Consider the following 22,983-nt stretch of genomic DNA (forward strand, 5'->3'; position numbering starts at 1 on the left):
CATCAAGGCACGCGGGCATATCGGCGATCCTTGAGCACGATTCACGCGCTTCCCGCTGAGGGTTAAGCCCTTAAAGAACGAAACCCGCCAACCGAAAGATGGCTGACGAGTTGGCGTGCTTTAACGCCTCCCCAAAGGGACACACCTAATGACGGCTGCCCCCGCAGGGTCGCAGACTCATAGTGTTTAGTCGAGGGTCGGCGTGGGGTCCTCGCCGACGACAACTTCCACCGTGACCGCATCAGGGCGCAGGGTCTCCTCCAGCTGAGCGGCTACGAGGCCGCCCTCTGCTTTGACGGTTCGCGTAATGCGCAAGACCGGTTGGTTGCGTCCAACGCCCAGGGCTTTCTGCTCCTCCGTGCGCGCGGTGGCGGCCACGAGAGAATCCCGCTTAAATACGGGTGCCAGGTCAAGCTCCGTCAATAATTCAGTCAGCGGCTTCTGCATTTCCTCTTCCGTGAGGCGCGGTGCCAAGGCCTGCGGGATAAGAAGCGTGGAGGCCATGATGGGCGATCCTTCAGTCATCTGCACCGTGCGGCATTCCCACACGGCATCGCCTTCTTCAATCCCAAAGGTGGAGGCGAGGTGCCCGGGTGTTTCAATAAGCGTCAGCGACAGCACCCGCACCTCAACCTCAAGACCATGCTCCCGTAATTGGTCAAGCGCGCTGCGCCCGCTCGTCAGGCTCAACGTCGGCGGGGTGGCACGCACGAAGGTGCCGCCGGTGCGCCCGCGCTTGCGGTCGATAAGTCCCTCGATCTGGACGATGTCCAGGGCGTGGCGCACTGTCATGCGCGCCACCTTGTATTCCTGAACCAATTCCCGCTCCGTGGGGAAGCGATCACCCGGCTTCAGTTCGCCGGATTCAATCTTGCTCCGCAGCGAATCCGCGATCACCAAATAGGCGGGGCGGCGGCGTTGAGAGGTGGACACGCCTCATAACTGTACCGTGTGCTGGGTTTTTCGCATCTTGAGAGAAAACGCGCCACCTACTTGCGCTGGTTTAGCTCAATGCGTGGGCGCACGCGGATCTCAGTGAGCTGCGTGGTAGGGCCGGCATCAACGGTGGCGCGGATAGCCTTCGCCACCTCGACTGGGGCGATGACATGCTCCGGGTTGTAGTCCTGCAGGCCCTGCAGCATCGGGGTATCCGTCGGGCCCGGCGCGACGGTGGACACGCGGATGCCGAGCTCGCCGAGGCGCAAGCCGTCGGCAAGCGCGTACAAAGCATGCTTCGTGGCGGCGTAAATGACGTTGTCACCATAGGAGTGAATGCCGGCACCGGAGTTAATGAACACCACAAGCCCTTCCGCCGCACGCAGCGCGGGCAGAAGCTGGCGGGTCAGCTCGGCTGGCACGTGCACGTTGAGGTCCATCTGCGCGCGCCAATCCTCTGGCCTAGCGCTTTCCACAGAGCGCTTATCCGCCCGCGCCGCCGCATGCACGAGCACGTCGACGCGTTCAAGCGAAGCCAGTTCGGTGGGGAGCGCTGCGCCGTCGAGAAGCGACAGCAAGTCGATTTCCACCGGCACGATGTTCTCCGCCTCCGGCAGCTCCCCGGCGCGCCGGCCCAGGGCATACACGCGGTGGTCCCGGGCAAGATCCTTGATGATCTCCGCGCCCATTCCACCCGTCGCACCAGTTACAACGGCAGTTTTCACCATGGTTGTTCCTCCTTCTCGTTAGCGGAAACGCTTCGGTACATCCGGCTCCCCCAGCGTCAGCATCAGGCGGTTGGCCCAGTTGAAGAACGCGGAGGAATTGATGACATCGATGATGGCTAGGGTATCGAATCCCACGGCCTCGAGGCGCTCAACGTGGGAGGCGTCGAACGCAAAGGGAGACTCGGTCAGGGCCAGAGCGGCATCGCGGATGGCAGACCACTGCGCCGAGCCCAGGTCAGCATCTACGCCTTCCTCGAGCAGGCGGTCAATCGCCGCGGCGTCACCGCCCTCCTCCTTCGCGCGCTGCTGGTGCACCGACGCGCAGTACTCGCAACCGTTGAGGCGCGAGACTACCGTGGCGGCCAGCTCACGCTCGGCGCGGCCGAGGCCGCCGTCGGTGTTGTAGAAGATGTCCAGGTCCGTGAGCGTGCGCGCCTTGAGCGCTGCTGGGTCGCGGGCTAGCAGGCGGAAGTACTCCATGTCGATGCGCTCGGGCTTAATCAGCGCATCACGCTGCGCGTCCGTGAACTCCTCCTTTGGCTGCGGCGGCACCCAGGGCTTCCAGCCCAGCGAGTGCGCCACAAAGCCCTGCGGCTTGACGACGTCCGGCACCAACGTCCCCTCCCCCGGCACCCACTCCGGGGTCTGGGTGGGACGCGGCGCCTCAGTCACGGGCGTGGGCTGCGCGGTACCGGCAAGCACGGAGAGGCCGTGCGCCACGCGCAGCTGAAAAGACAGGAAGCTGACCAGCTGCGCCAGCGTCACGATGTCATCGTCGGACCATCCGGCCGCCTGCAGGTGACCAATCGCGGCCGGGGAGGCGTCCTTGGGGTGGAAGACCAGAAGGTGGGCGAAGTCAAGGGCGGCGGCGAGGCGCGGTGAGCCCTCGAAAAGCGTGAAGCCGCCATCGATGTACGGGCCGCTGGTGATGCCGCGCTCTACAGCGCGGGCTATCTCGGCGGCGAGCTCCTCCGATTCCTCCGCCAGCAGGTCAGAATAAAAGGCGACGGCAGGAGCCGCCTGATACACGCCCGCAACAAACGTCGCGATAGCGTAGCGCTCCGCATAGCTAAACGTGCCGGGCGCTGAAGGCTCGAGGAGCGCGGCGAAGGAGGCTTGTGCGTTCTCCTTTGCTTCGGGCCGGCGCTCGCGCAGCTGAGCCACGTCTCCCTCAACACCCGCCAACAGGTTTATGATGTCTGCCATGAATTAATCCTTTCGTTTTCGCCCAGGCTACAGGCCCAGGTTGAGGTCGCCGGCGCGGTAACGCGAGCCGGGGATGGCCTCGATGAGCTTCCGGGTAAACAGTGACTGCGGGTTGCTGAAGACCTCTGCCGTAGGCCCGCACTCCACCTGCTGGCCCTTCGAGAGCACCGAGACGGTATCGGAAATCTGGTTGACCACCGCGAGGTCGTGCGAGATGAAAATGTAGGTCAGGCCGAGCTCCTCCTGCAGCCGGGCCAGCAGTCGCAGAATCTGGGCCTGCACGGTGACGTCGAGGGCGGATACTGCCTCGTCGAGGATGACCAGCTCCGGTTCCACGATCATGGCGCGCGCGATGGCCACGCGTTGGCGCTGGCCGCCGGAGAGCTCGCGCGGACGGCGATCGTAATAATCCGGGTTCAGCGCCACCAGGTCCAAGAACTCCTTGGCCTTTTCCTTGGCCGCGCTTGCACGCACCCCCTTCAAGTTCCGCAGCGGCTCCGCCACCGTCTGGCCGATGGACTGCTTGGGGTCCAGGGAGCCGTAGGGGTTCTGGTAGACCAGCTGGATATTGTTTCGCTCTTCGCGCAAGGCCTTACCGCGCAGACCCACGATGTCGCGCCCGCCGACGGTGATGTTGCCCGATGTCGGGGTGTTGAACATGGCGATGCTGCGCCCCGTCGTGGTCTTGCCGGAGCCGGATTCGCCCACGATGGCGTGGGTCGAGCCCTTGGCCACGGTGAAGGAGATGTCATCGACCGCGGTGAAGTCGCCGAAACGCTGGGTCAGGCCCTCGACGCGCACTAGGGGCTCGACCGCCGCGCGGTCAGTGATTGCGTTGGCCTTAGCTGCGGCGCCGGCGTCGGCGACGGTGAGGGAGGGGGCGTCGGCAAGCAGGCGTTTGGTGTAGTCGTGGCGCGGGTTCGTCAGCACCGTGGCGGCTAGGCCCTCCTCGCGCAGCTGGCCGGACTCCATGACCACGACGCGGTCGGCGCGGTCACCGGCCACGGCGAGGTCGTGGGTAATGAAGAGGATGCCCATGCCGAGCTCCGCGCGCATGTCATCGAGGAGGTCGAGGATGATCTTCTGCACGGTGACATCGAGCGCGGAGGTCGGCTCGTCGGCGATGATGAGGTCGGGCTCCAGCGCCACAGCGGCGGCGATGAGCACGCGTTGCTTCATGCCGCCGGACAGCTCGTGCGGGTACTGGTGATAGCGGCGCGCAGGGTCATCGATGCCGACGCGCTCCAGCAACTCCAACGCCTTTGCCTTGCGCTCGGCCGCAGTACCAACCTTGTGGATGCGCAGCCCCTCCTCCACCGAGGCGCCGATGGTCTGGACTGGGTTGAGGGAGTTGTTCGGGTTCTGCGGGATCAGCCCGATGCGTCGCCCACGCAGCTCACGCCACTCGCGGCGACGCAGCGAAGTGATATCGCGGCCATCGAAGGTGATGGTTCCGGCATCGATGGTGGCATTCGAGGGCAGCAAGCCGATGGCTGCCATGGCGGAGGTGGTCTTACCGGAGCCGGACTCGCCCACGATGGCGGTCATCTGCCCCGGATGCACCTCGAGGTTGACGCCTTGCACGGCGGAAACGTCACCACCTGCGGTCGAATAGGACACGTTCAGATCCCGCACGCTGAGCAGGGGCTGCGCTGCATTTTTTATAACAGTCATGTTAGGCCTCCACGGGGAAGTTCTGGGACAGGCGGTTGGCGGACATCACCACGGCGACCAGCGCAATGCCGGGCAGGATGATGAGCCACCAGGCGGTGGCCATGAAGTCGCGGCCCTCGGCGATAATGAGGCCCCATTCCGGGGTCGGCGGCGGGGCGCCGTAGCCCAGGAAGCCGAGGATGGACAGCTGCAGGATCGCGGTGCCGAACTGCAGGGTAGCCAGGGCGATAACCGGAGTGAGTGAATTGGGAAGGATGTGGCGGAAGAGCACGGTGGCGTGGGTGGCGCCAGCGCCGTATGCGGCCTCGATGTAGTCCGAGCTGGCCACGGAGATCACTTGGGAGCGGGCCAGGCGCGCGAAGGTCGCCACCGAGGTCGCACCGACGGCCACCGCCGCCTGCACGGAGCCGAAACCCAGCACGATAATGATGGAAAGCGACAACAGGATGCCGGGGATGGACAGCAGCACGTCGACGACGCGCATGAGCACGCTATCCACCGCTCCTCGCAGGGAGCCGGCGAGAAGACCGATCAGCGTACCGACGACCAAGCCGACAGCCACGGCGATCAGCGCGCCAAGCAGCGACTGGCGGGCACCGTAGACGATGCGCGCGTACAGGTCGCGGCCCACCGCGTCCGTTCCCATGAGGTGGCCGGACTCCCCCGGCGCCAACAGGGCTACGTCGGTGCCCGCGTACGGGTCAGCCGAGGTAAACAGGCTCGGGAACAGGGCGGCCAAGAACGCCACCGCGAGGACGATAATGGCGATGACGGAACCCGGCGCGAGCCATGGGTTGGCCTGCCCCGCGGGAGCGCGGCGCGAGGTTCGCAGGGGTTTGGTGAACGTCACACTCATGAGCGCACCGTCCTTTCTTCAGTGGCGGCAGCGCGGCGCTTCGGGGTGCTGGCGCGCAGGCGCGGATCCAGCACCGGGTAGAGCAGATCCACCACGAGGTTGATGATGATGTAGGAAGTTGCGGCGATGAGAACCACCGCCAGCAGAACCGGGGTATCGCGGTTAGCCACCGCTTGGGCCACCATGTAGCCCAAGCCGGTACGGCCGAAGACGGTTTCGGTCACCACGGCACCGCCGACGAGCTCACCAAAGAGCAGGCCCGCCATGGTCAAGGTAGGCAGCAGCGAATTACGCAGGACGGTGCGCCAGAAGATCCAGGACTCCGAGGCACCACGAGAGCGCACGGCCTGGACGAAGGGCCGCGACTGCGTCTCATCAATGGAGCGAATCAGAACCTGGATGAGCGGTGCGGCCATGGGAACCGACAGAGTCAGGGTGGGCAGGATGAGGCCCTCCACGCTGCCGGGTTCGATGACGCGCACCCAGCCCAGCTGGAAGGAAAAGAACTGAATGAGCAGGATGGCAATCCAGAAGCCGGGCAGCGAGACCATGAAGGAAGGCAGGCCCCGGAAGAAGGAGCCGATGGCGCCGAGACCGGGCAGCGTCGCCAGGAAGGCGACGAACACGGCCACGATGAGAGCCAAGCCGATGGCGCTGATGGCCAGGATGAGGGTGTGCGGAAGCGCGTCGGCAAGCAGCGTAGCCACCGGGGCGCCGGACTGCGTGGAGTTACCAAAGTGCCCGGTGAGGAAGCCGCCCAGGGAGGTGAAGTACTGCACTACAAGCGGCTTGTCGACGCCCATCTCCTCCCGAATAGCCTCAATCTCCGCCTGGGATAGGCCCAGGGCGGGATCGCCGAATCGCGACTGCACGGCATCCGACGGCAGCGCCGAGAGAAGCAGGAAGGCCACGGTGTAAGTAATGAGCAGCACGAGGAGAGCCTGCCCAATGCGGCTGAAGATCTGGCGGGTTGTCATCTATTTTTCCTCCTCATCCGATGGCGCGGCGTCGATGCTGACCTCGTAGAACCACGGGCGCGCTACCGATTCCGGGCTAAAGCCAGTGATGCCCGGTCGCACGGCGTAGACCACAGGTTCCTCGAAGAGCGGAAGCACGTAGGCCTGCTCAGTGAGGTAGTCCTGGACCTCTTCCGTGGCCTTGATGCGGCCTTCTTTGTCGGGGGTGTCGAGGACGGCGTCGAGAAGCTCCTGCAGGTGTTCGTCGATGGGATTGCCCTCTGCGTCCTGGTTGAGGAAGGCATCGCGGTTGTTGATGCCGTAGAGCGAGGTGATGACGTCGTAGTCGGCGCGGCCCACCATCGAGTGGTAGATCTGCACCTTGTTGATGTCCTTGGCATCGGCGTTCTGGGTGGCCTGGTCGCCGGCGTTGACCTGGATGCCAATGCCCAGGGCGCGCAGCTGGTCCTGGACCATGGTCATGACTTCCTTGGAGCGCGGCTGCGGCAAGGCGGTGTTGGTGCGCAGGACGAGACGCTGGCCGTCTTTGACGCGGATGCCGTCGGGGCCGGGCTCCCAGCCGGCCTCGTCGAGGAGGCGCTTGGACTCCTCGGGGTCGAAGGTATAAGCGGAAGACTGGTCCTTGTAGGCCAGGCCGGTCTTGGCCACCGAGGAGGTGGCGAGCGGGTAGGAGGCAGAGAAGAGCACGCGGAGGATTTCCTCGCGGTCCACGCCGTGGATGATGGCCTCGCGCACGCGCTTGTCCTGCAGCAGAGGGTGGTCGAAGCGGAAGGCGAATTGGTTGTTCATGGAGTTGGTGCCGCGCGAGACGATGTCAACGCCTTGTTCTTTCAGCAGCGACTCCTGCGGAGCGGAGATCTGGCGCGCGATATCGGCCTGGCCGGAGAGGATAGCGCCGGTGCGCACGGACTCTTCGGCGGCGAGGATGTAGTGGACGCCGTCGATGTCCGCGCGGCCCTGGTGCTTGACCGCCGGCGGGGCCCAGTCGTAGTCCTCGCGGGTCTTGAGCTTGAGGTCCGTGCCGATTTCTTCCGATTCCACCACGAAGGGCCCAGAGCCGATGACGTTGATCGCGTTGCCGGGGCCGAAGCCCTCGTTGTCCAAAGCCAGGGTGGAATCGGAGAGCAGCCCGGCGTTGTAGGCGGAGGTGGCCTGGAGGAAACCCGGAGAAGGCTGGGTGAAGTAGAACTTCACGGTGTCCTCGTCCACGACCTCGCCGTGGTCATAGTTGGCGATCTGCTCGGAGCTAGTCAGCGTGCGGGATTTGTCGCCACGACCGAAAAGATCGAAGTTGGCCACGACGTTCTCGGCGGTGAGCGGGGAGCCATCGGAGTAAGTGACGTCAGTGCGGATGTTAAACGTGTATTCCGTGGCATCCTCGTTGACCTCGGGCATCTCCGTGGCGATCCACGGCGAGAGCTCGAGGGTTTCGGGGTCTTGGTAGAGGAGGCGGTCGGTCAGCTGGTTGACCACACCACCGTTGGGATAGAAGCCCGCGGCCGGCGGGTAAAGCGTGCGGAAGAATTGCGGCTCGAGGTAGGTAAGGACGTTGTCCTCACCTTCCGGCCGGTCCGCAGCAGAGCAGCCCGCTAGGGCAAGGGCTGCTGCCAAGGTGGCGGCGAGTGCGCGTAGAGTTTTCACGGTAATGCTTTCAGAAAGTAGATAGTCGGTGTGCAGTGCGTCTCTGGATTTAACACAACGCATACTGAGCGGTATTATTCCACTAGACAGCACAGTCTAAAAGTTTGAGGTTGATTTATATGCCCGCCATCGCCATCGTCGGGGCCGGCCCGCGTGGTATCTCGCTGGTCGAGCGCCTCGCAGCCCACCTGCGCGCGACCCCCCTTCATTCACCCCTGCGGCTCCACATCATCGACGATGCCCCGCTGGGCGCTGGCCGCATTTGGGATACCGAGCAGACCCGCACGCTGTGCATGAACACCCTGGCCGGCGCGGTCACGTTGTTTACCGAGCCCGGCTCCACGACCACCGCGCCGGTACTTGAAGGCCCCATCCTCTACGAGTGGATTCAGCTTCTGCGCGGCGAGCGCCCCTCCATCTCCCCCGCCAAGCTGGAGCTCTACGATTCCCACCCGCCGCGCGAGGGGCTTGCTGCCTCTTTTGCCGAGGAACTCGCGCAGACCCGCCCGGAATCCAACCCCTCCCGCGCGCTCTACGGCGCCTACCTGGAGTGGGTCTTCGAGGTTGCGCTAGCTCAGCTGCCGGAGAGCGTAGACGTCGTCCAGCACCGCGCCCGCGCACTGTCCGTGGAGGAGCACGGTGAGCAGGACGCCATCGAGCTTTCCGACGGCACCACCGTCACCGCCGACGCCACCGTCCTGGCCTATGGCTGGCAGGTGCCTGCGTTGAACGAATCCGAGCGCGCACTGGCGGAGGCTGCGGATTCCGGCCTGCACTGGGTGCGCCCGGATAACCCCGTGGAGCAGCCGGTATCTGAGGTCCCTGCGGGCGAGAAGGTCCTGGTCCGCGGCCTGGGCATGGGCTTCTTCGATGTCATGGCGCTGCTCACCATCGACCGTGGCGGCGAATTTGTGGAGGATCCCTCCACCCGCTCCGGCCTGCGCTACGAGCCGAACGGCGAGGAACCGCACTTCATCGTCTCCTCCGGCCGCGGCTACCCCTATATCCCGAAGTCGGAGTACCACGCGCTGCCACCGCAGGCCGCGCTGACCCGCTTCCGCGCCGCGGTCGCCGCGCTCGATCCGGAGGCGGAGCTGGACTTCGGCACGCAGCTGCTGCCGCACATCCTGCGCGATGCCTACGCCGAGTACTACGAGAACCAAGCGCGGGTGGCACCGGATGCTCTGCAGCGCCCGCTCGAGGATATCCTCACCACGATCGATTCCACGGAGCTCACCGCCCCGGATCTTCGGGGCATGGCGGACCAGCTGCGCGTCGCGCTCGACGGCGCATCGACTGAGCCGCTCGACCTAGCGCACTGGGCGCACCCGCTGGCGGATTTCAACGGCACGGAGCTGACCGAGTACATCGCCGAGGGCCTCGCCCACGATATCCGGGAGGCCGTCGCCGCCGCCGACTCCCCGCTCAAGTCCGCGCTGTGGGCCATCTCGGCCGCGCGCAAGCCCTCCTCCATCGCCGGCTCGGAAGGCCGGATGACGTGGGAGTCCCGCACCAGCACCTACAAGGAGTTCATGGCCTTCGGGCAGATGGTGGGCTCCGGCCCGCCGCTCTTCCGCACCCGTCAGCTGCTCGCGCTTGTCGACGCCGGCCTCGTCACCTTCCTAGGCCAGCGCCCCCAGCTGGAGATCGGCGAGAAGTTCACGCTGCGCACCGCGCACGGTGAGGCTTCCTCCACCTGGCTTATCGACGCCTGGATGCACTCCCCCGATGTCCGCCGCGCCGGCGATCCACTCGCAGTGTCCCTCAATGGGCGCGTGCGCGCCTTCGTCGATCATGGCCAGGCCACCGGCTCGCCGGAGACGACGTGGAGCCGCCGCGCGGTCAACCCCGGTGGCACCGAGGACCCGCGCCTGCACATCGTGGGCATCCCCACCTATTCGCAGTGGCCGGATACCACCATCTCCCCCATGCCCGGCACGGATCCGCTCATGCTGCAGGAAACCGACCGCACGGCCGGCTCGCTGCTCACTTCCCTCTAATCACGCGGCGGTTTAATCCAGGGCGTCGAGGGCCTGCTCCAAGTCCGCGAGCAGGTCATCGATGGACTCGATGCCCATGGAGATGCGCACGAGGTCTGCCGGCGGGACGAGCTCGGAGCCCTCCGCGGAGATATGCGTCATGTTCTGTGGGTGCTCGATGAGGGACTCCACGCCGCCGAGGGACTCCGCCAGCGAGATGAGCTTAGTGTTGAGACAAATCTGGCGGGCATGCTCCTCGCTGTGGAAGCGCACGGACATCATGCCGCCGAAGCCACGCATCTGCTTCTTAGCCAGCTCATGGCCCGGGTGCGAGGGCAGGCCTGGGTAGAGAACCTGCTTGACCTCCGGACGGGATTCCAAGAACTCAGCCACGGCCTGCGCATTGGAACAGTGGCGATCCATGCGGACTTCCAAGGTCTTGATACCGCGGGCGGTGAGGTAGGCGTCGAAAGGCGAGGACACCGCACCGACATTGCCTTGGAAGTACAGCAGGCGCTCGTCCATCTCCGCGGAGTTGGTCACGACCGCGCCGCCCAGCACATCCGAGTGGCCGCCCAGGTACTTCGTAGTGGAATGCAGCACGTGATCCGCGCCCAGCTCCAAAGGATTTTGCAAGTAGGGCGTGGCGAAGGTGTTGTCGACGACGATCTGGGCGTCGCCAGCCTCCTTGACTGCCTTAGCGACCGCAGCGATATCCGTGATTGTTGTCGCCGGGTTGGTCGGGGTCTCCAGCCAAATCAGCTTGGTGTTCTCCTGCAGCGCCGCCTCTACCGCCGCGGTATCGGCGGTGTTGACGATGGACAGCTCGATGCCCCACTGGCCATAGTCGTGGTGCAGCAAGCGGTACATGCCGCCGTAGGCATCGTTGCCCAGAATCACGTGGTCCCCCGGGCGCACGAGGATGCGGATGAGGGTATCGACTGCCGCCATGCCCGTGGCGAAACAGCGGGCGTATTCAGCGTTCTCTAGCGCCGCGAGGGTCTTCTCGAGGGAGTGAACGGTGGGGTTGGCCACGCGGCCATACTCATAGCCGCCGCGCAGCTGCGCGAGGCCGTCCTGTTGGAACGTGGTGGAAGCGTAGATCGGTACGTTGATGGATCCCATGTAGGGATCCGGCTGGTAACCGGCATGGATGGAGCGGGAGGAAAAGCCAAGAGTGCGGTTGTCAGTCATGAGGCACAAGTCTAGACCAAGCTGTTCAGTTGCGAGAAAGACTAGCTTTTTATATTCAGCTCTCTTCCCTACTATCGATAGGCGTCAGTCGTGAGCGACAAAAAGAAAGGACACGCGTGACTGCATTATCCGCACGCCTAGGCTCAGCCTCCGAAACAACCAACGACGCCGTCGACACAGTCACCAGGTGGTGGCAAACCGAAAACATGCAGTCCTGGCTCATCGACAAGCCCATCGGCATCGCGCTCATTCTCATCGTCGCCATCATCGGCAGCTGGCTGCTGCGCCGGCTCATCACCAAGCTGGCCGATAACAGCGTCAAGAAGGGCAAGCTCAGCTCGCCGCTCTCTCCTCGCAAAGCTCACCGGACGACCGATAAGGTACTCGAGAAAACGCAAGAGGCACGGCGTACTTCCCGCATCCAAACGCTCGCCGGCGTCGGCCGCTCCGCGGTCGCCATTTTTGTCTGGGTCTGGGCAGTGTTGGCCATCTTGGACAAGCTCGGCGTCAACGTCGCCCCGCTTGTAGCATCTGCTGGCGTGGTTGGCGTCGCCCTTGGTTTCGGCGCGCAAGCATTGGTCAAGGATTTCCTCTCCGGCATCTTCATGCTTATGGAGGATCAGTACGGCATCGGTGACACCATCGACCTCGGTAACGGGGTCTTCGGCGATGTAGAGTCCATTTCCCTGCGTATCACCACGGTCCGCGATATCGATGGCGCGCTGTGGTACGTCCGCAACGGCGAAATTCTGCAGGTTGCCAACCATTCTGACCGCTACTCTGTGGCCCGCGTCCAAGTCCCCATCGCGCTGAGCAACGACCCCACCCGAGCAGTCGACGTCATCACCACCGCAGCAGAAGAAGCCGCCCGCGACTCCGACATCAAGGACTTCATCCTGGCCACCCCCACGGTCAATGGCATGTCTGGCCTGGAAGTGGACCACATGTCCTACCGCGTTTCCGTCAAGACGCTACCGGGCAAGCAGTGGGATGTGCAGCGCGCCATGCAAGCGAAAATCCTCACCGCCATGCATGCGGAAGGAATTACCACGCCCTACCCACGAGGGATGGCTATCTTTGATCTGGAAGAACCGGGCCTTACGCGAAAGGAAGATTAGGCGTGCAACCAACGAGTGTGTACGAAGCCGTAGGTGGAATGGAGACCTTTGAGAAACTCGTCAGTGGCTTCTACGCCCAGGTACGCACCGATGATCTCATCGGCCCGATGTACCCGGATGATGACTGGGAGGGCGCACAGCAGCGCCTGACGTGGTTCCTCGTGCAGTACTGGGGTGGTCCACAGCTCTTTTCCGAGCAGCGCGGCCACCCTCGCCTGCGCATGCGTCACGCGCCCTACCCCATCGACATGGCCGCTCACGATCGCTGGCTCGAGCTCATGGGCAACTCATTGGCACAGATCGACGAGGAGACCATCCCGCCGGCCTATCGCGCCATGATCTGGGATCACATGGAGCGAGTAGCAGCGATGCTCATCAACCGCGCCCCCTAAAGCCCGAAGGCCTCCTTCACCGGCTGGGAGACCAGTTCTCCCCCGCGGGTCATAAGCCCATCGGCCAATCCCGAGAAGCGCTCCACCGCACCGTCGAAGCCATCGGCAGCCACTGCGCGAATGTAGGGCAGAGTGGCAGAACCCAGCGCACGGGCAGAGGTGTTCGCCACCGCGCCGGGCATATTGGCCACGCAATAGAAGATGGTGTCGTGCACCTTGAAGGTGGGATCGTCGTGGGACGTCTTGCGGGAGTTTTCGAAGCAACCGCCTTGGTCAATGGCGACGTCGACAAGCACTGCACCCTTCTTCATCCGCTGTACCACGTCTTCGCGCACCAGCTTCGGGGCCGCCGCGCCCGGAACCAGGACTGCGCCGATGACCAGATCTGCCTCCAGCAGCTCGGACTCCAGCGCCGCGGGGTCCGAGACAATCGTGCGCACGTTGCCATGGTACTGCTCATCGAAGCGCTGCAGCACGTGCGGGTCAAGGTCCAGCACGGTTACCTCCGCGCGCAATCCTTGCGCCATCGCCACCGCCGAAGCTCCCACCTGGCCACCACCGATGACGACAACGCGGGCCGGGCGCGTGCCCGGCACACCGGCTACCAGCAATCCGCGCCCGCCCTCAGTAGACAGCAGGTGGTGCGCGCCCTCAGTAACCGCCAGGCGGCCAGCCACCTGGGACATCGGTGTCAGCAGCGGCAGCGTGCCCCGGGAATCGGTCACGGTTTCATAGGCCACGGCCGTCGTACCGGCCTTCATGAGCGCTTCCGTCAGCGGGCGATCCGCAGCCAGGTGCAGGTAAGTAAACAGCAGGAGGTCTTCGCGCAGGTAGCCGTACTCGGATTCGAGAGGCTCCTTGACCTTGACCACCATATCCGCCGCCCAAGCCTCCGCAGCGGAAGGGACAATGGTCGCGCCGACGGCTTCATAGTCGGAGTCCGGAAATGAGGCGCCTTCCCCGGCCGCTGTTTCCACCAGGACCTCGTGACCGTCCTTGATCAAGATGTCCGCGGCACTAGGAGTAAGGGCGACGCGGTTTTCGTTGTTCATGATTTCTTTGGGTACAGCAATACGCATGGTGAGAGCCATCTCCTTTTGTTGAAGAAAACTGAATTCGACCCCTTCAGAGTAACGCAGATCACCTCCTGTGTGCGTCGCTCTTGTTCACCGAGCGGGGTGATTCTTGAAGAATTAGTATGCGGAGCATGAGCACACTAGGCGATATACGGCGCTCCTTCCTCCCCCTCGGGTGGACTGCGTTCGGCGGACCGGCTGCCCACCTGGGTTATTTCCGCGCTGAGTTTGTCAGCCGCCGGAAGTGGCTCAGCGATTCCGCCTATGCCGATCTCGTGGCCATGTCCCAGTTTCTCCCCGGCCCGGCTAGCTCGAAGGTCGGGATGGCGCTGGGCTACGGGCGCGCGGGCCTACTCGGCCTCATCTACTCATGGTTCCTGTTCACCTTCCCCTCCGCACTCATCCTCACCCTGTTTGGCCTCCTCGTTGCACCCAACAATGGGTGGATCCAGGGCATCTTAGGGGGACTCCTCGCTGCCGCCGCCGGTGTGGTGGTCCACGCCATCGTGGGGATGGCAAAGAAGCTCCTGCTTACCCCCACCGCGTGGGCGCTTGCGCTCATCAGCGCCGCCGTGCTGCTCGTCGCCGGGTCCGCGTGGCAGCTGGCTGTCCTCGCCGTGGCTGGAGTGCTTGGGGCAACCGTGTTGAGAACATGGCTGCCGACGACCTCGGCGCCCGCCGCCGATAGTGGCCCGCGCGCGGTGCCCGCCCGCCTGGCGTGGGGCTGTGTAGCAGCGTTCTTCCTCCTGTTGGGCGGGTTGGCGGTGGGGGCACAGCTTAGCGACGCCTACCTCATCACCCGCGCCAACGCCTTCTACCAGTCCGGCGCCCTGGTCTTTGGCGGCGGGCACGTGGTCCTGCCACTGCTGGAGGAACAATTCGTCGGCGCGGGCTGGCTCAGCCAGCAGGAGTTTCTCGCGGGCTACTCGGTAGCCCAGGGCGTGCCGGGGCCGCTGTTTACCTTCGCGTCTTACCTTGGGGCAGTCGACGGCGGAATCGGCGGAGCGCTCCTGGGGACCGTTCTAATCTTCGTGCCGGGCGCCTTACTCACGCTCGCGGCTTTGCATTTGTGGACGCGTTGGAATCATCTTGGTTGGCTGCGCGGCGCGTTCTCGGCCATCAACGCAGCCGTGGTCGGCCTGCTCATCGCAGCGCTCTGGGATCCCATCATCACCCACGGGGTGACCGGTTGGGCTTCGGCGCTCATTGCGGTGGGCGCGGGCATAGCCCTCTTCTGCAAGGCCCCGCCGTGGACGGTCGCCGTCGGCGCCGCACTGGCGGGATTCGTACTGCTCTAGAACAGTGACAGCCGCGTCGAATGGTAGACGCTGCCATAAGGCGCGTCTAGGCGAACCCAGCGCCCCTTGCCTGCCACGCGCAAGTGACGGGGGATCTTGAGTGATGCGGCAAACCCCGGAATGAGGCCGAGGCTGGTGCAGGCGAAGATCATCCGCATGGGAATCTCCACCTGCGCCTCCGAGCTCTCCACGGTGAGCACTGTCTGATTCAACAGGCTTTTTGGCGGGCCCATCGGCCCTGAGAACTGGCGGGCCAGCTGCCGGCCTTTGTCTGCGAGCTCGCGCACGACGTCGACCGGCAAGGAATCGATCTCGCGGAATCCCTGCGCCGGCGGCAACGCGCCTGGCCAGGATGGATCGCGCGCCGGCCCCAGCGAAAGCTCCACTCCGTCCTCCGCAAGGACAGGGTCGGGGGCGGTGTGGAGGGCGTCGGCAAGCGCTTGCGCGGACACCACTGCCCCGTCGCGGCCCACGGTGCCTCCGCACCGCCGTGCCACAACGACATCGAAGGGCGTCGTGACAAAGACCTCGACCTGGTTGGCGTCATGCTGGCGCAGACGCACCGAGGCTGAGGCATCGAGCCCCGTCGCGCGGGCGAGGAGGGCACGCAGCCCTCCCCCACCGCTGCGCACTCGGAGAGTTTCACTCTCCATGATCGCGCTGCTCATCCAGCTCGACGACGGCGTGTTCCAGGATGATGTTGCGCTCCTCCTCAGTAACCTCGCGCGGCATCTGTGTACCCGGGTCGATGGCGACCTGCACGCAGTCGATGACGCAAGCCACCTGGCCCTGGGCGTCCTTAATCTTTTGGCGGGTGGTGAAGGAGGTGGTGCCAAGACGCACCACCGTGGTTTCCACCGTCACCGTGCCGTGGCGTCCATCCCACTTGATGGGGCGGACATAGTCCGCGTCGATATGGCGGACGAATGCCACCATGTTGACACCGCGGGCGTAGAAGTTGTGCATGGCAAAAGCCAAGCGCGCCTCCTGCGCCAGCTCGATGAAATTGGAGTTCATCATGTGGCCGTACATGTCGAAGTCCGACCAGCGCACACCTACGGTGAGCGCATGGACATTGTCCGTGGTCTTTTCCGACACAACCTTTTGAGCGGACATTCCAGGTTCCTTTCGGAGTTCTTCCTCTGAGTGTTAGGGCCAGTTCGCCCTAACGGCTGAGCTTGCGGTGGGTAACGCGAGACGGGCGGGCAGCTTCCTCACCGAGGCGCTCAACCTTGTTCTTCTCGTAGTCACCGAAGTTGCCCTCGAACCAGAACCACTGACCTTCTGCCACGTTGCCCTCCCAGGCCAGGATGTGGGTACAGGTGCGGTCGAGGAACCAGCGGTCGTGAGAAATAACCACGGCACAGCCGGGGAACTTCTCCAGGGCGTTTTCCAGCGAGCCCAGGGTTTCCACGTCCAAGTCGTTCGTCGGCTCATCGAGGAGGATCAGGTTGCCGCCCTCTTTAAGGGTCAGGGCCAGGTTCAAGCGGTTGCGCTCACCGCCGGAGAGAACCTTGGAAGGCTTCTGCTGATCGGCACCCTTGAAACCGAAAGCGGAGAGGTAGGCGCGGGACGGCATTTCGTTCTGGCCGACGTGAATGTAATCCAGCCCGTCGGAGACTACCTCCCACACGGTGGCCTCGGGGTCGATGTTCTCGCGGCCCTGGTCAACATAGGACAGCTTGACGGTCTCGCCGACGTCCACGCTGCCGGAATCCGGCTGCTCCAGACCCACGATGGTCTTGAACAGCGTGGACTTACCCACACCGTTCGGGCCGATCACGCCGACAATGCCGTTACGCGGCAGGGTGAAGGACAAGTCCTTGATGAGCACACGATCATCGAAGCCCTTGGTCAGGTTCTTGACCTCTACCACCTTGTTGCCCAGGCGCGGCGGGGTCGGAATCTGGATCTCCTCAAAGTCCAGCTTCTTGTACTTCTCGGCTTCCGCAGCCATCTCCTCGTAGCGCTGGAGACGGGCCTTGTTCTTGGCCTGGCGGGCCTTCGCACCGGAGCGAACCCATGCGAGCTCGTCCTTGAGGCGCTTCTGCAGCTTCTTGTCTTTGGCGCCGGCAATTTCCAGACGCTCAGCCTTCTTCTCCAGGTAGGTGGAGTAGTTGCCCTCGTAGGGGTAGAGCTTGCCGCGATCAACCTCACAGATCCAGCCCGCGACGTGGTCGAGGAAGTAACGGTCGTGGGTCACGGCCAGGACCGCACCCGGGTAAGACTCGAGGTGCTTCTCCAGCCACTGGACAGACTCGGCGTCCAGGTGGTTCGTGGGCTCGTCGAGCAGCAGCAGGTCGGGCTCACTCAGCAGCAGCTTGGCCAGCGCGACGCGGCGGCGCTCACCACCGGAGAGGTTGGTTACCGGGGCATCGGACGGCGGGCAGCGCAGTGCTTCCATAGCCTGCTCGATCTTGGAATCAACCTCCCAGGCATCGGCGGCGTCGAGCTCCTCCTGCAGCTTGCCCATTTCCTCCATGAGTTCGTCGGAGTAATTGGTGGCCATCTCCTCCGCGATCTCTTCGAAGCGCTGCTTCTTCTGGAAGATCTCACCGAGGCCCTCTTCGACGTTTTCGCGGACCGTCTTCTCCTCATTGAGCGGCGGCTCCTGGAGGAGGATGCCGACCGTCTTGCCCGGATCCAGGAAAGCCTCACCGTTGGAAGGCTGATCAAGGCCGGCCATGATCTTCAGGATCGAGGACTTACCTGCACCGTTGGGGCCCACGACGCCAATCTTGGCGCCCGGGTAGAAAGCCATGGTGACGTTATCCAAAATAACCTTGTCACCGATGGCCTTACGCACGTTTTTCATCGTGTAGATGAATTCGCCCATGTTTCACCCTTTGCTTCTGTCAGGATTGGTAAATAACAGTACAAAGACTACATCACATGGGCGGCGGTGGTCCTCTGTCCTTAGACCATCGCGTCCTCAGGTTCCGGTTCGACGTGTGACTCGGCCGCAGACTGCGCTTGCTGACGGTCCGCCGCGGTGTCCTGCGGAGTATCTCCCGACTGCAGGGCAGCCGGCATTGCTTCATTCTCCGTGGCGCTGGGTGGCGCCGTGTAATCTACGTCCGGCACCGGCGGATTCTCCCCCAGCCAGAGAGCTTCACTGCCCTCCTCGCCGTAGGAGGTGCCAATTTTGGTGGAGGTGATGCAGAAGCGGTTGAGGTCGAGCCCCACGTGCGCAATCTTGATATAGGTCCTGGAGCGCGTCGCTCCGCGCTGATCCTCCCACCGGTCCGTGACGATGGAGCCCATCACAAAGACCGGCATGCCCTTATACAGCGACTTCTTGACGTTGATGGCGCACTGGCCCCACACCTCGCCGTCGATATAGTTGAGGTCCAGCTCTCGCCACACCGTCTTGCCTTCTTCATCCTTTTCCGGAACGCTTCGGGAGGAGGCAAAACGCAGGCGGGCCTTGTACATGGTGTCGCTAATCTTGGTCAGGTGCGGGTCGTGGGTCAGACGCCCAGTGAGTGAAATTGGGTATTGAGACATTGCGTGATTCCTTTGCCATGTGTGGTTGGTGATCTTCTTGAGTGCGAGGAAGCAATACGCCTCCCTTACCTCGCATCATCGCCACCGATCACCGCACCCGCAATAGCGTCACCGCGAACCTGTGGATAACTTGTTGAAAGACTCAACAAAATATCCATTCACACAGTTCAAAGACCCTTTTCCATCACCCTGGACGCGCCAGCTCTCTAGTGCTGGCGCCCCTAGTGCTGTCGGAAGCTGGAATCGTCGCCTTCGTTCATCTGCTTGAGCATGGCGTTATAGCTTGCCAAGTCGGCATCGCCGTCAACGTCCGCCTTAGCATCGTGGCGGCGAGCGGTGGCGCGATCCTCTCGCAACCAATCCAGGAAGAGTGAACCAAAGACGATCACCAGCGGGAACTGGCCAAAGCCCCACGAAATACCGCCGCCGGTGCGCTGATCCGTGACAAAGTCCGGGTTCCACGGCAGGTTCAAGGATTCATAGAAATCCAAGCCAAGAATAACCTGCATCTGCATGAGGTAGACACCGGCGAACAGATGCAGAGGCATCGACACAAACAGGATAAGCAGGCGAACGCCAGTGGGTGCGCGCCATGGCAACGGATCCGGGCCAATAACCTCCCAGTAGTAGATGTAGCCGGAAATCAGGAAGACCCAGTTCATGATGACGTGCCCGGCGTGTTCCGAAATGGCAACCTCGTAGAAGCTCGGAAAGAGGTAGAGCACGTAGAGAATGGCCAGAAACTGCAGGACGTTGACCGCCGGATGCGTCAGGATGCGCAGCGTGGTGGATTTGGTGAGGGCAACGGCGGCGTCGTGAAGCGTGGGCTTGCCCGGCTCACCCGGTTCAAACGCCTCCATAACCAAGGTCACTGGGGCACCCAACACGAGGCAGAGCGGAATCGCCATGGACAAAATCATGTGCACCAGCATGTGCATGGAGTACAGCGCCGGCATGTACAGGCCAATACCGTTGCTCATGATGATGGTCATGCCCAACGAGCCCACCAGGAACCAGGTCGTACGCCCCGCCGACCACGTCAGCCCGCGCTGCTTCAGGCGCCACAACGCATAGAGATAGAAACCAGCCAGCACGAGGCCCAGCGAGCCAAACATGAGATCAAAGCGGAACATGGTCCAGACGTTGGTGGCCGTGGGGGCGTCGAAAAGCTCGTAGCCCACGAGGATCTGCATGGCGTTGAGATTCGGATCCCGCGGCGGCGGGGGCGGTGTACGGCCCATCGAGATGGCCACGCCGACTGTGGCCGCCATGATGAAGACCTCCACCACGGCCACCCGAATAAACAGGCGCGGGGCACTCTTCAGCTGCGGGATGGTGACGCGACGATGCACAAAGCCTATGGCCGCGAGCACCACCGTGAGCACTGTTTTGCTCAACACCAGCAAGCCATAGCGAGTAGTGAATAAATCCCCTAACTCAACGCGGATGAGCGCGTTGACCACACCGGTCGCCGCCAGCCCCAAGATGGACAGCAGCGCAACCGTAGAATAACGGCGAACCGCCACGCCCATGTCCGGCCCTAGGCGGCGGCCATGCGCAATGAGGCCCATGAGCCCACCGACCCACAGCATGATGAAGAACAGGTGCAAGAGCAGTGAGTTCGTGCCGTAGTCATGGTCGCCGCCAGAGGCCGAGTGCCCCTCCATCCCGAGGGGCACGGTGAGCAACAGCGACAAGAAGAACGTACCGACCTGTCCCGCCCACGTGCGCGCAACAAACCCCGCCACGGCGACGATCGCTGCGATCCCCGCGGTGAGGAGCCAGACTTGCGACGCCGCAATCTGGCCCACCGCCATGCCCATCAGCTCCGGGTTAAGGACCTGCCGCAACGGGGTACCGGTGAGATCCGACATAACAAGGGGAACCTCGAGCAAGGACACCACCGCGGCCCCCACAGCGGCCCAGGCACCGGTCCGCGCAGCGATGTGCCCGTCGACGGTGAGACGCGCCTTGATCAAACGCTCGTTGTCCTTATCAGGCACGGCCGGGTAGATCAAGAACGCGCTGGACATGAATGAGCCAATGGACAGCGCCATCAGCATCCAAGCGACGGCACGGAAGAAGGGCAGACCAAAGGTCGTCATGCGCCCCGGGTCGGGGATACCGAGGGCGGCGAGCGAATCTGCAAGGAAGAACAGGGAAATGATCCCGCCCACAAGACCGGCGAAGACGACGAAAGAAAGATTCAACAAACGGGAGGGCCGCGCTCCCGACGCCGAGTGCGCCAGCCCAGGCGAGTACTGTGAGCTGGTGTTTTCCTTCTCTGTGTGCATGGTGGGCAGTCTACCGCCACACATGTTCTCTTACCTAAAAGGTAGACAACTCTCAGCTTTCGGGTAGTCTGCACTTATGGACTCACGCCAGCTTCACCACTTTCGAACCGTCGTGGACCACGGTTCGTTTACGCAGGCCGCGGAATCGCTGCAGCTCACGCAACCTTCCCTGAGCCTTACCGTGCGCAAACTCGAAAAAGATCTCAACGTGAAGCTGCTCTCCCGCGGGCGCGGCGGAGTCCAAACCACGGAGGCCGGAGATTACCTCTATGGTGTCGCGACCTCGATCGATTCCCTCCTCAACACCGCTGCCGTGCGCCTAGCCGAGATTGCGTCGGGCAGCGCCGGGTCAGTCACGCTGTGTTCCGCGCCCGAGTTCAATTGGCTGTATATGCCGGCGGTTCTGCGCCGCATGCGGCAACGCGCGCCAGAGGTAAGTGTTTCCTTAAAGGACTTAGAACCTACCACCACGCTCAAGCAGGTCCTGGATGGCTCCGTGGAGATCGGCATCATCCTCACCACCAACCCACAGCGCTTCCGCCAGGACTACGGCACACAGCTCACCATTGACTGCGCCGCCGAGATGGACCTGCGCGTCGCACTCCCCCAGCGTCTGGCGGACCTACCCGACCCAGTCCAGCTCTCCGATCTTGCCGCCGAAACGTGGCTCCTGCCGCCGCGCTGTCCGGAGCTCAGCAGCCTGCCCGAAGTGTTGGACCAGGTATGGGCCGCGGCCCCGCTCAGCAAACCTATGGGCGTCCAGGAAATTTCCACGCTGCAAACAGGCTTGCCGCTCGTTGCCGGCGACTATGGCATCAGCCTCATGCCGCACACCGCGCAGGCCTTGGGCCAGAGCGGCGTTCATTTCCGTCGCGTTGCGGAAACGCTGCCTACTATGCAGGCGCTTCTCATCCACCGTACGGACCGTGCATTGAGCCCGGCAGCGCGCACGTTGGTCTCCACCCTCCTCAGCACCAGCACCGAATCAACGCCAGCAGTAGCCCGATAGTCTGACTTCGCTCTCCGGTGCGTTATGATGGCTCGGTACGCCTCCATAGCTCAGTGGATTAGAGCAGTGGGTTTCTACCCCATGTGTCGCGGGTTCGAATCCTGCTGGGGGCACGCAGTTCAGAGCCACTTTTTGAGATTTGCCATAACGTCAAAAAGTGGCCTTTAGGCACCTTTTGGGCACACTCCTATGGACATTACTCTCGCCACTTTTGACTACGCCCCGGAATCCGCGCTGCGCGGACTGCGTTTCAGTAACGCCTGGGTGCCGTCGCCAAGCTATGCGGAATCGCGCCGCGGGGTGCTCACAGGACAATACCCGCAGCGCGGCGCCACCACCCGCATCACGGAGATTTTCGCGGCCGCCGGCTTCGAAGTCCGAGAAGACGCCCTCCCCGCGTCCGCACCGGTCTTTCGCCTCCTCGAGCAGCCGCATCCCCAGCTGCTGGGTGACCTAGAGGGCGTCGTGGCGGTCTGCTCCCTACAGGGCGAGAAGTCCGCGATGTCTCTCCTATGGCCCGGCGTAGCAGAGTCCGGGGAGTGCGCAGAGCTCGTCTCCCCTCTCGACCTGGCGCCCACGCTCGCGGCAATCGCGGGGCTGGATGTGCGCCCCAACGCCCCGCTGTCCTTCGACGGTCTCAATCTGGTTCCGGTGCTCCGCTACGGCGCCTCCGGGCACACAGCACTCTTCTTCGACAACGGCGTACGTATGCAGGACGCCGTGCTTGTCGACGCCTCCGCCACCCCGCCCAGCGCCTTGCCGCGTCTGCAGGAGGAGTGGGAAACGTGGAAGAGGTTTATGGCTTTCGGCCCGCTGCAGTAGCTACTCCACCGGGATAACAACCCAGAGGATGAGATAGAGCAGGATTCCTGAGAAGCCCAGCAGAGTCGCAACAACGAAGAGAATGCGCACCAGGGTCGGATCGAGGTTGTAGGTCTGTGCGATGCCGCCGCAGACGCCGCCGAGCATCGTGTCAGTAGTGGAACGAGTTAAACGTTGGTTGGTCATGATGTCTCCTTTCGCTTTCTATTATCCAGAGTTGGGGCCGAGGAGACATCAGTATTTACCGGCTCTTCCGGTTTTAGAGTGCGTAGCGGG

21 protein-coding genes and 1 tRNA gene are annotated in these 22,983 nt (G+C 63.4%); 7 read left to right on the forward strand and 15 right to left on the reverse strand.

The genetic code is table 11. The annotated features are described in order from the left end of the window. Nucleotides 1-186 precede the first annotated feature (186 nt). From HMPREF2565_RS01445 to HMPREF2565_RS01475, 7 genes are read right to left on the reverse strand one after another with little or no spacing between them, the layout of a single operon-like run. On the reverse strand, nucleotides 187-933 hold the full coding sequence (locus HMPREF2565_RS01445; RefSeq protein WP_071406769.1) for a GntR family transcriptional regulator: 747 nt from the start codon (nucleotides 931-933) through the stop codon (nucleotides 187-189). Nucleotides 934-989: 56 nt separating this feature from the next. After that, nucleotides 990-1,664 carry an SDR family oxidoreductase gene (locus HMPREF2565_RS01450; RefSeq protein WP_070511984.1) on the reverse strand — a complete coding sequence of 225 codons (675 nt, stop codon included), beginning with the start codon at nucleotides 1,662-1,664 and terminating at the stop codon, nucleotides 990-992. 18 nt (nucleotides 1,665-1,682) lie between these two features. Then, complete coding sequence (locus HMPREF2565_RS01455) at nucleotides 1,683-2,870, reverse strand: alkylhydroperoxidase domain protein (protein WP_070680921.1); 1,188 nt, start codon at nucleotides 2,868-2,870, stop codon at nucleotides 1,683-1,685. Between the two features lie 27 nt (nucleotides 2,871-2,897). Beyond that, the gene (locus HMPREF2565_RS01460; RefSeq protein WP_071406770.1) at nucleotides 2,898-4,544 is read right to left on the reverse strand and encodes a dipeptide ABC transporter ATP-binding protein; all 1,647 of its coding nucleotides are present in this window, start codon (nucleotides 4,542-4,544) and stop codon (nucleotides 2,898-2,900) included. A gap of 1 nt (nucleotide 4,545) precedes the next feature. Further along, nucleotides 4,546-5,400 carry an ABC transporter permease gene (locus tag HMPREF2565_RS01465; protein WP_070702321.1) on the reverse strand — a complete coding sequence of 285 codons (855 nt, stop codon included), beginning with the start codon at nucleotides 5,398-5,400 and terminating at the stop codon, nucleotides 4,546-4,548. Then, entirely contained in the window at nucleotides 5,397-6,377 is a 981-nt protein-coding gene (locus HMPREF2565_RS01470) for an ABC transporter permease (RefSeq protein ID WP_070754945.1), read from the reverse strand. Before HMPREF2565_RS01470 ends, HMPREF2565_RS01465 begins: the two co-directional genes overlap by 4 nt. Then, nucleotides 6,378-8,081 (reverse strand): TIGR04028 family ABC transporter substrate-binding protein, encoded by a 1,704-nt coding sequence (locus HMPREF2565_RS01475; protein WP_118853194.1) that lies wholly within the window; start codon nucleotides 8,079-8,081, stop codon nucleotides 6,378-6,380. Nucleotides 8,082-8,137: 56 nt separating this feature from the next. On the opposite strand from HMPREF2565_RS01475, the gene HMPREF2565_RS01480 reads away from it, so the two are divergent. Continuing rightward, nucleotides 8,138-10,018: an FAD/NAD(P)-binding protein gene (locus HMPREF2565_RS01480; protein ID WP_071406771.1), complete on the forward strand. Its 1,881-nt coding sequence runs from the start codon at nucleotides 8,138-8,140 to the stop codon at nucleotides 10,016-10,018. 12 nt (nucleotides 10,019-10,030) lie between these two features. On the opposite strand, the gene HMPREF2565_RS01485 is transcribed toward HMPREF2565_RS01480, so the two are convergent. After that, entirely contained in the window at nucleotides 10,031-11,191 is a 1,161-nt protein-coding gene (locus HMPREF2565_RS01485; protein WP_070546588.1) for a cystathionine gamma-synthase, read from the reverse strand. Nucleotides 11,192-11,397: 206 nt separating this feature from the next. Between HMPREF2565_RS01485 and HMPREF2565_RS01490 the strand changes: the two genes are divergently transcribed. Both HMPREF2565_RS01490 and HMPREF2565_RS01495 read left to right on the forward strand, forming a co-directional pair. Then, nucleotides 11,398-12,309 carry a mechanosensitive ion channel family protein gene (locus HMPREF2565_RS01490; protein ID WP_232745431.1) on the forward strand — a complete coding sequence of 304 codons (912 nt, stop codon included), beginning with the start codon at nucleotides 11,398-11,400 and terminating at the stop codon, nucleotides 12,307-12,309. 2 nt (nucleotides 12,310-12,311) lie between these two features. Then, on the forward strand, nucleotides 12,312-12,701 hold the full coding sequence (locus tag HMPREF2565_RS01495; RefSeq protein WP_083306547.1) for a globin: 390 nt from the start codon (nucleotides 12,312-12,314) through the stop codon (nucleotides 12,699-12,701). Here HMPREF2565_RS01495 and ald read toward each other — a convergent pair. Further along, the gene (ald, locus tag HMPREF2565_RS01500) at nucleotides 12,698-13,780 is read right to left on the reverse strand and encodes an alanine dehydrogenase (protein WP_049155868.1); all 1,083 of its coding nucleotides are present in this window, start codon (nucleotides 13,778-13,780) and stop codon (nucleotides 12,698-12,700) included. The genes HMPREF2565_RS01495 and ald overlap by 4 nt on opposite strands. Nucleotides 13,781-13,908: 128 nt before the next feature. Between ald and chrA the strand changes: the two genes are divergently transcribed. Continuing rightward, complete coding sequence (gene chrA, locus HMPREF2565_RS01505) at nucleotides 13,909-15,075, forward strand: chromate efflux transporter (protein ID WP_071406772.1); 1,167 nt, start codon at nucleotides 13,909-13,911, stop codon at nucleotides 15,073-15,075. Here chrA and HMPREF2565_RS01510 read toward each other — a convergent pair. The 5 genes from HMPREF2565_RS01510 to HMPREF2565_RS01530 form a co-directional block, all read right to left on the reverse strand. Then, nucleotides 15,072-15,728: a DUF8185 domain-containing protein gene (locus tag HMPREF2565_RS01510; protein WP_071406773.1), complete on the reverse strand. Its 657-nt coding sequence runs from the start codon at nucleotides 15,726-15,728 to the stop codon at nucleotides 15,072-15,074. The genes chrA and HMPREF2565_RS01510 overlap by 4 nt on opposite strands. Next, nucleotides 15,718-16,191, reverse strand: a complete 474-nt coding sequence (locus tag HMPREF2565_RS01515) for an acyl-CoA thioesterase (protein WP_046647327.1) — start codon at nucleotides 16,189-16,191, stop codon at nucleotides 15,718-15,720. Before HMPREF2565_RS01515 ends, HMPREF2565_RS01510 begins: the two co-directional genes overlap by 11 nt. Before the next feature lie 49 nt (nucleotides 16,192-16,240). Next, on the reverse strand, nucleotides 16,241-17,911 hold the full coding sequence (gene ettA, locus HMPREF2565_RS01520; RefSeq protein ID WP_070516054.1) for an energy-dependent translational throttle protein EttA: 1,671 nt from the start codon (nucleotides 17,909-17,911) through the stop codon (nucleotides 16,241-16,243). Nucleotides 17,912-17,991: 80 nt separating this feature from the next. Further along, nucleotides 17,992-18,582, reverse strand: coding sequence for a single-stranded DNA-binding protein (locus HMPREF2565_RS01525; RefSeq protein ID WP_070511959.1), 591 nt, complete (start codon nucleotides 18,580-18,582; stop codon nucleotides 17,992-17,994). Nucleotides 18,583-18,803: 221 nt separating this feature from the next. Continuing rightward, the gene (locus HMPREF2565_RS01530; protein ID WP_049155820.1) at nucleotides 18,804-20,876 is read right to left on the reverse strand and encodes a bifunctional copper resistance protein CopD/cytochrome c oxidase assembly protein; all 2,073 of its coding nucleotides are present in this window, start codon (nucleotides 20,874-20,876) and stop codon (nucleotides 18,804-18,806) included. 76 nt (nucleotides 20,877-20,952) lie between these two features. On the opposite strand from HMPREF2565_RS01530, the gene HMPREF2565_RS01535 reads away from it, so the two are divergent. From HMPREF2565_RS01535 to HMPREF2565_RS01545, 3 genes are all read left to right on the forward strand, one after another. After that, entirely contained in the window at nucleotides 20,953-21,885 is a 933-nt protein-coding gene (locus HMPREF2565_RS01535) for a LysR family transcriptional regulator (RefSeq protein ID WP_049155817.1), read from the forward strand. A 39-nt stretch (nucleotides 21,886-21,924) separates the two neighbouring features. Further along, nucleotides 21,925-21,998 (forward strand) — tRNA-Arg (locus HMPREF2565_RS01540). Between the two features lie 76 nt (nucleotides 21,999-22,074). After that, on the forward strand, nucleotides 22,075-22,707 hold the full coding sequence (locus tag HMPREF2565_RS01545) for a sulfatase family protein (protein WP_071406774.1): 633 nt from the start codon (nucleotides 22,075-22,077) through the stop codon (nucleotides 22,705-22,707). Here the strand turns inward: HMPREF2565_RS01545 and HMPREF2565_RS01550 are convergent, their stop codons facing one another. Next, a complete protein-coding gene (locus HMPREF2565_RS01550; RefSeq protein ID WP_046647333.1) occupies nucleotides 22,708-22,893 on the reverse strand; it encodes a PspC domain-containing protein in 186 nt (61 codons plus the stop codon). It abuts the gene before it with no gap. Nucleotides 22,894-22,983: the final 90 nt, after the last annotated feature.

This window comes from Corynebacterium sp. HMSC072A04, assembly GCF_001809235.1.
In the GTDB taxonomy this organism is placed as follows: domain Bacteria; phylum Actinomycetota; class Actinomycetes; order Mycobacteriales; family Mycobacteriaceae; genus Corynebacterium; species Corynebacterium hiratae.